Annotated in this window: 9 protein-coding genes; 8 read left to right on the top strand and 1 reads right to left on the bottom strand. The window is 59.5% G+C overall.

The annotated features are described in order from the left end of the window. The first annotated feature begins 487 nt into the window (after positions 1 to 487). The 8 genes from AWB78_RS44650 to AWB78_RS40700 all read left to right on the top strand — a co-directional run bounded on the left by AWB78_RS44650 (position 488) and on the right by AWB78_RS40700 (position 6,282). The gene (locus tag AWB78_RS44650; RefSeq protein ID WP_198399459.1) at positions 488 to 1,033 is read left to right on the top strand and encodes a hypothetical protein; all 546 of its coding nucleotides are present in this window, start codon (positions 488 to 490) and stop codon (positions 1,031 to 1,033) included. 4 nt (positions 1,034 to 1,037) lie between these two features. Next, the gene (locus AWB78_RS40670; protein WP_082883625.1) at positions 1,038 to 1,421 is read left to right on the top strand and encodes an ATP-binding protein; all 384 of its coding nucleotides are present in this window, start codon (positions 1,038 to 1,040) and stop codon (positions 1,419 to 1,421) included. Positions 1,422 to 1,554: 133 nt separating this feature from the next. Next, entirely contained in the window at positions 1,555 to 2,793 is a 1,239-nt protein-coding gene (locus AWB78_RS40675; RefSeq protein WP_063959115.1) for a tyrosine-type recombinase/integrase, read from the top strand. Beyond that, positions 2,790 to 3,764: a tyrosine-type recombinase/integrase gene (locus AWB78_RS40680; protein WP_198399460.1), complete on the top strand. Its 975-nt coding sequence runs from the start codon at positions 2,790 to 2,792 to the stop codon at positions 3,762 to 3,764. The genes AWB78_RS40675 and AWB78_RS40680 overlap by 4 nt, the downstream gene beginning before the upstream one ends. Next, positions 3,761 to 4,786: a tyrosine-type recombinase/integrase gene (locus tag AWB78_RS40685; RefSeq protein WP_062612711.1), complete on the top strand. Its 1,026-nt coding sequence runs from the start codon at positions 3,761 to 3,763 to the stop codon at positions 4,784 to 4,786. Before AWB78_RS40680 ends, AWB78_RS40685 begins: the two co-directional genes overlap by 4 nt. A 195-nt stretch (positions 4,787 to 4,981) precedes the next feature. Further along, positions 4,982 to 5,335 (top strand): hypothetical protein, encoded by a 354-nt coding sequence (locus AWB78_RS40690; protein ID WP_232478095.1) that lies wholly within the window; start codon positions 4,982 to 4,984, stop codon positions 5,333 to 5,335. Continuing rightward, a complete protein-coding gene (locus AWB78_RS40695; RefSeq protein WP_062612713.1) occupies positions 5,332 to 5,589 on the top strand; it encodes a hypothetical protein in 258 nt (85 codons plus the stop codon). Before AWB78_RS40690 ends, AWB78_RS40695 begins: the two co-directional genes overlap by 4 nt. Before the next feature lie 99 nt (positions 5,590 to 5,688). Further along, entirely contained in the window at positions 5,689 to 6,282 is a 594-nt protein-coding gene (locus AWB78_RS40700; protein WP_232478096.1) for an IS91 family transposase, read from the top strand. A gap of 518 nt (positions 6,283 to 6,800) precedes the next feature. On the opposite strand, the gene AWB78_RS40705 is transcribed toward AWB78_RS40700, so the two are convergent. After that, the coding region (locus AWB78_RS40705) for a transposase (RefSeq protein ID WP_157697826.1) at positions 6,801 to 7,016 on the bottom strand (216 nt) is incomplete at its 5' end.

The following is a 7,016-nucleotide window of genomic DNA, read 5'->3' on the forward strand; positions in this document are numbered from 1 at the left end:
GGCTCGCGCCCGCCGCTCACGCGGAGTGGGTCGTCTACGCCAAGCCACCCTTTGGCGGTGCCGAACTGTGACGGCTCGCGCAAATTGGGGTTGAACAGGGGGTATTTGTCTCGCGAACGTCGAGAGCTATTTTTTTGAACTTCACCGCGAACAGCGCGGGACACAGAGGGCATAAAGAAGGCCGGTACTGCCGTGATATCGTGGGATGGCGACCAAATCAAACACGAACCAACAACAGACCAGCCTATGGATCGGATCGTACACGCCTTTCTCACTCTCGAACAACATCTTCGCGCCGTCCTCAGCACGCCCCGGTCTTATCGCCCCGATCGTTGCCCGCACTGCGGCGGCGCCAAGCTTTGGGGGCACGGCGTCTATGACCGCAAGGCCGACCACAGTAGCCACGCTTCGTTCAATCCCGTACCCGTGTTGCGTTTCCTTTGCACTGCGTGTGCGCGTACCTGTTCGCGCCTGCCGTTGTGTATGGGTGTGCGCCGAGCGTTGGCATCGCACCTTACGCGAGCAATTCCTCGCCGAACTCGACACCACCCATATCCGCGAACCGGGCGATCTGAACGCCCGCCTGTGGGCATGGATCGAACAGATCTACCATCGCAGCAAACACAGCGCGTTGGGCGAACATACGCCGCTCACGCGCTACCAGCAGGATCTGGCGCGCATCCGTCTGCTCGGGCCGCTGGCCGCGCAGCTCGATGAACTCTTCTGGCATCGCGTCAAACGCCTGGTGCGCCGTGACGGTACCGTCTCCTACAACGGCAAGCGCTTCGAAGTCCCGTTTGAGCTTACCGCTCAGTACGTCCAACTCGTGGTCGATCCGCATACCGGCGCCGTTATGCACATCGAGAACGACGCCGGGCAGCCCTTGGGCGCGGCCACCGAACTTGACGCGATCGCCAACCGCACACGCCGGCGACAGCGCCCCTTGGCTGAACCAGCCACCGCCGGCGCCGCCGCCGGCCCCAACCTCGTCGAGCTGGCGCATCGTCAACACTATCGGCATGCCGGGGAGTGAAGCCATGTACCGACAGCATTTCGGCCTGCGCTGTGCGCCGCTGGACAAGGAAGCGGCGAGCCTTTGGGACGACGGCGCGCTCGCCCATCTGAAGGAGCGCTTTGACTGGCTGCTCCAGAGCCCCGGCATCGGGCTGCTCACCGGCGAGCCCGGCGTGGGCAAGACCGCCGCGCTACGACACATCACGCGCTCGCTCAACCCGCACCGCCACCAAATCATCTATACGGCTGAGTCCGACTTCGGCCGCATCGACCTGTATCGAGCACTCGCGCGCGGCCTGGGACTTGAACCCAGCTACCGGCGCGCCGACCTATGGCGCGATATCAAGCAACGCATCTCAGAGCTGGTCCAGAACCGGCAACTGCAGCCCGTATGGATTATCGACTAATGTGAAATAGTCCGAGATGTTAAGTAACTCTGATTTACTCCTGCTTTCCCGTCGAACGGCACAGCGTTTCTCAACATAACTGAACCCGCCAGGCGTATGGTGGTATTTCCGTCTGACGTTGATGGAGGCCACGATGCTCGAGCAAATCTTTCCCAAAGGCCACCAGCCTTACACGCAGTCACCCGTCACCAATGTGCTTGAGGACTTCGCCAACTGGCTTGTCGACGAAGGCTATAAAGGCACGGCGCTTCGCCGTCATCTTTTTCGTTTACAACAGACACTCGAGGGTGTCGGCAACGTTACTACAGAATCAAGGTTTTCCGCTGAAGACCTGGTGAGGCTGTTTGCGATTCCCCCTGTAAATCCGCAAACGCAGAAACTGTACCGGCATACACAGCACCGCTTCGAACGCTTTCTCTCGGCGCGAGGCCACTTGCTACCTGTCTCGCGGAATGACCGCTTCGCGACGTTCCTGGATGCATATCGGGATTCGCTGGTCAATCAGCGCGGCTTTTCGCCGTCGACGGTCAGAAATCACCTGCGTACGGCCATGACCTTTCTTAGCTACGCGGTCCCGCCGGAGGCGTCCCTTGCGGAACTCTCGATACAAGCTGTGGATTGCTTTGTGGCGCTATCGGGCCAACGCATGAACCGCCAGAGTCTGCAACAGGTGGTCGCACATCTGCGCTCATTCCTCCTGTTCTGCTACACCCGTGGCGATATCCGCGAACACATCGGACCAATCGACACCCCGCGCACATATCGCGAAGAGCTGCCACCACGTGCGCTCCCGTGGCGCAATGTTCTCGCGCTACTTGATTCCATCGATCGGTCAAGCATGGTTGGCTGCCGGAACCATGCCATTCTCTATCTGATGGCGCACTATGGCTTGCGGCCTAGCGAGATCGTCGCGTTGCGGCTGGACTCGATCGACTGGGCGCAAAGGACGATGCTCGTACAGCAACGCAAGACCAACTCAGAACTTCTTCTTCCATTGTCCGTTCAGGCGACCCGCATACTCAAGCACTATCTGAACTTCGGCAGGCCTGTCGTCCACGGTCGAACTGAACTATTTTTACGGTCACACCGGCCCGCAACAGCGTTGCGCTGTACCGCGGTCAGCGAAATCTATAGGAGTTGCATGCTTGCGAGCGGACTGGGTCAAACGGGAAGTTCCGCCTACAGTCTGCGGCACGCGTTTGCCATGAGGCTATTGAATCGGGGCGTTGGCGTGAAGGCAATCGGTGACCTGCTGGGCCATCGGTCGCTGGAAAGCACCTGCGTTTATCTGCGCCTGCAAACAGAGGTGTTAAGGGAGGTCGGTCTGCCACTGAGATCACCTACCGCCGACATTCTTCTGGGGAGGTCATGATGATTCAGCATCAGACACCGCTCGGTCTGGCAATCGAACGCTATCTTCAGCATTGGCGAGCACTGGGCCGTCGCTACTTCAAGGAAGAGCAAACCCTGAAGGCATTGATTCGATTCCTGGTCGAGCATGGCTTCAACGACCTGACACAGGACAGCTACGACACATGGTGCCAGGCACATCGCTCGCTGCGCGGTATCACGCAACGGCACCGGCAATTGACGGTGTGTAAATTTTGTCGCTTTCGGCAACGCACCGAGCCAGAGTGTTTCGTGCCGGATCGACGTCGGTTCACGCGCGGCACTCCTCATGATCCTCCGGTTATCGTCACTGAAACGGATGTCGCGCGCATGCTGGTCGCCTGCGATCAACTTCGCGCCACATGGCAATCTCCACTTCGGCCAGCACTATGTCGATTGGGGGTGGCCTTACTCTATAGCGCCGGACTTCGTCGTGGCGAGCTTGTACGGCTGACCCTGTCCGACGTCGACGAGGCGCAAGGCGTCTTGCATATCCGTGAGTCGAAGTTTCATCGATCGCGGTTTGTACCACTGTCAGAGGATGCTCGGATCGAAGTTCGCCGATATTTACGCAAGCGGTTGCAGGCGCAATTCAATTGCGCCCCCAATGCACCGCTGTTATGCAACCGCGTTGCAGGGTTTCACGGCTACACCGGCGAAGGTTTCCAGCAGATTTTCGCAGAGATGATGCGTTCGGCCCGCATTCAGGGCGATGATGGGCGTCAACCCCGTATCCTGGATCTTCGGCACAGCTTCGCGATTGGCGCTTTGCTGCGCTGGTACAAGGAGGGGGCCGACGTCCAGGTCAAACTACCCAAGCTGTCGATGTACATGGGCCACGTATCGATCCTGTCAACTGCACATTACCTTCAGTTGACACCCACGCTTGCGCAAGCCGCGAGCGAGCAGTTCGAGGCCCGCTTCGGCACTCTGATTGATGGAGGTATGTCATGAAGCCCAATCGCCCCAACGCCTTGGGTAAGGCTCTCGTTCGATACTTTCAGGAGTATCTGCCGAACCTCCGGGGAATGAGCCCTCACACGATACACGGATATCGCGACGCCATTGTTCTGTTTTTGCGTTTCATATCTGAACACACCGGCCGGTCCATAGAGAACCTCGATATGGCGGATCTCAATGCCGAACACGTCGTCGCGTTTCTCGACTTCCTGGAGCGGGAACGACATAACAGCATCTCGACGCGCAATGCCCGCCTCGCGGCGCTGCACTGTCTGGCCCATTTCGTCGCCAGTGAACATCCGGAGTGCCTGAGTCAGTTGCAACGCGTTCTCGGTGTTCCGTTCAAACGCGGCACAACGCGACATGCGATTGAATATCTGGAAGCCAACGAGGTTAAGGCGCTGTTGAGCCAGATTGACCGTTCAACGCAGGCGGGTCAACGAGACTACGCGTTGTTCGCATTGATGTTCAACACCGGCGCACGCGTCCAGGAAGTGCTCAATCTCCGCCGATGCGATATCCGGACGGAACCGCCATATCAGGTGAGACTGCTGGGAAAGGGCGGAAAAGTGAGAACGTGCCCAATCTGGGTCAACACTGCTTCGCTTTTGCGCGATCTGTCGCAGGCATTGCCGGATACGGAGGACAACCAGGCCGCCCTGTTCCGCAATGAGCGGGGTGGGAAGTTGACGCGATTTGGAGTCGGCTATCTTCTCCGAAAGTACGTCACGGAAGCTGCCACGACCGTTGACACATTGCGCAGCAAGCGCATTCATCCTCATTCGGTTCGGCATAGTACTGCTGTCGCGCTTCTGAAGGCCGGCGTTGACTTTGCCACCATCAGTCAATGGCTCGGGCATGCGAGTCTGAACACGACCATGGTTTACGCGCGCGCAGACCTCGACCTCAAGCGGCAGGCATTGACGCAGGTATTTCCGGATGTTCTCGGAGCGTCGGCGCCGGGACGGCTTACGCACGGAGCAGCCGACTTGCTTGGCTGGTTACGTCGCCTGTGAGCGTTTTGTTATGTGAAGCGCGAAGGGACGAAGGTGGACGCATACTAAGCGCGTAAACATGATTCAAACTTCGTAGCTTCACATCTCGGACTACTTCACATTAATCGATTGACGTTATGTTCAACGTTAATCGATGAGAGCCAGAACCTGCCGCCCGAGTTCTTCCGCGATCTGCCGGCCTTCTTGAACTTTGCCATGGACGCGCGTGATCTGCTCACCGTCTGGCTGGCTGGGCATCCGTCGCTGGCCAGCCAGCTCGAACGCGCCCCGTACGCCGCGCTTGACAGCCGCATTCAAGTGCGCGTACATCTGACGCCCGTGCTTGAGCGCGAGCGCTTCGCCCAGCTCATCGCTCATGCACTCAATACGGCTGGCTGCACTCACACGCTGCTCTCGGATTCGGGCATCGAACAGTTGCGCGAGGCTTCGCGCGGCATTCCTCGACAGGCTGGACGTATCTTGCGTAACGCCATGCGTTTGGCCGTGCCAAAGGGGCTCACTCACATCCCCGACGATCTTCTGCAGCGCGCCATCGAGGAGGTGCGATGACTCGCAACGTGTCGCCCGCCATGAACCCCGCCTCCATTCGCGAAACCATCATGTTCGCTTTTACCCGCAGCGCCGGTGTCGCCGAAATCGAACTCTCCGATGAGAGCGCCTTCATGATCATGAGCATACTCGACGATCTCTGGCTGTGGTTCAACACCGTCTACGGCGAGCAGGCTCGTCGCTACCGTCCGCCCGAAGACGTTACGGGTGACAAACCACCCGATGCGCGCGACGATCGACTCGACCCATTCTGAACTCACGGGGGCCTCACGGCCCCCGTTTGCATGGCCACGCCATTCGCGCGCGACGTTCAATTTCACCTCGCCACTACGCCCAACGGCACCGCTATCCCGATGGCCATCTCCCTCACACTTGCATTGCGTCTCGCGCTCGGCGTATCCACGTGCATTTCCATCACAGCCCGAGACAACCACCATCGTTTCACCTCAAATAGTGCGAAACGCCACTTCTCGAATAGCGCGGAACGTCACACCGAACACGTGCTCGATTACCTGGGCCGTTACACCCACCGGGTTGCCATCTCCAACTACCGGCTGCTCGCCTTCGACGGGCACACCGTGCAGTTCCGCTGGAAGGACTACCGGCACGAGTCCCGGCACAGGACCATGACGCTCAGGGCCGACGAGTTCATCCGTCGCTTCCTCCTGCATGTGCTGCCTGACGGCTTCAAGCGCATCCGCAGCTACGGGTGGCTCGCCAACCGCCACCGTGCCGACAAGCTCGCCATCTGCCGGCAGCTACTCGGCGTCGAGGCTCCCGCCGCTGCCGCACCCGGGCCCAGCGAAGACTACCGTGACCGCTACCAGCGACTCACCGGCAGGTCACTGCGCGACTGCCCCGTATGTGGCAAGGGACACATGCTCCGCATCGAGGATATGCTCGGCAGCCTTCCACGAGCCCCGCCAGGTCCCAACCATGCGCGCTAGTTGCCACCGCACCTGTTTCCGGACACGTTCGCCTTTCCTGACCAGGCCAACGTGGCCGCACTCGTGCCTTCGATCTGCTGGCGCACCAGCGTACTCCCAAATGACGGGTGATCTGCCTGTTCACGCGCCCATTCTCGCTTCCTTTGCACGTGATGCTTCCCGCTCCCGCCGGAAGTCCATGTGCGGTCACCCCTGCACCACATCACAAATTGCCGCGGCGGTCATTCAATGCCCATAGCGGCCACCGCCTGTGGAGCGGTTTAGCACAAACATTTTTTTGATTACCGGTCGCGTATCAGGTCCCACGACATGGCGATGCGCTCGTTGCCGCGACCGCCAACCAAAAAAATCTCTGCCTCATGCCGCTAGAAGGAATCCGCGCGGCAGACAGGATTTGAGCTGCCGGTACTGACGCCACATCGTGCGGGCGTCAACGCCGATTGCGGTTTGGGCCGCCATTGCGCGCAAAAGTGGCTTTCCCGGCGGCGAAATCAGGGCAATGTTGTCCCCTTCGAGACTTACGCAGGCCTCATTTTCGACATTCTGCGTAGGTTCAGCGCCGCGCAGACGAGTTTCCATTCGGCCTGGGCCTTGGCCAGTCCGCGCATGCTGAATTGTCGAAATCCGAGAACGCTCTTTACCCAGGCATTCGGCGGTTCGGACAGCCATTTGCGCTTTCGATAGGCCGCCTGAGTTTGCGCACAAGTAAACTTGTCGGCCATCGCGGCGCATAG

This window comes from Caballeronia calidae, from assembly GCF_900044055.2.
In the GTDB taxonomy this organism is placed as follows: Bacteria; Pseudomonadota; Gammaproteobacteria; order Burkholderiales; family Burkholderiaceae; genus Caballeronia; species Caballeronia calidae.

Excerpts from the sequence above, each read along its gene's own strand:
- AWB78_RS40700 (WP_232478096.1), top strand. The coding sequence starts at position 5,689 with ATGGCCATCTCCCTCACACTTGCATTGCGTCTCGCGCTCGGCGTATCC.
- AWB78_RS40675 (WP_063959115.1), top strand. The coding sequence starts at position 1,555 with ATGCTCGAGCAAATCTTTCCCAAAGGCCACCAGCCTTACACGCAGTCA.
- AWB78_RS40690 (WP_232478095.1), top strand. The coding sequence starts at position 4,982 with ATGGACGCGCGTGATCTGCTCACCGTCTGGCTGGCTGGGCATCCGTCG.
- AWB78_RS40680 (WP_198399460.1), top strand. The coding sequence starts at position 2,790 with ATGATGATTCAGCATCAGACACCGCTCGGTCTGGCAATCGAACGCTAT.
- AWB78_RS40685 (WP_062612711.1), top strand. The coding sequence starts at position 3,761 with ATGAAGCCCAATCGCCCCAACGCCTTGGGTAAGGCTCTCGTTCGATAC.
- AWB78_RS40695 (WP_062612713.1), top strand. The coding sequence starts at position 5,332 with ATGACTCGCAACGTGTCGCCCGCCATGAACCCCGCCTCCATTCGCGAA.
- AWB78_RS40670 (WP_082883625.1), top strand. The coding sequence starts at position 1,038 with ATGTACCGACAGCATTTCGGCCTGCGCTGTGCGCCGCTGGACAAGGAA.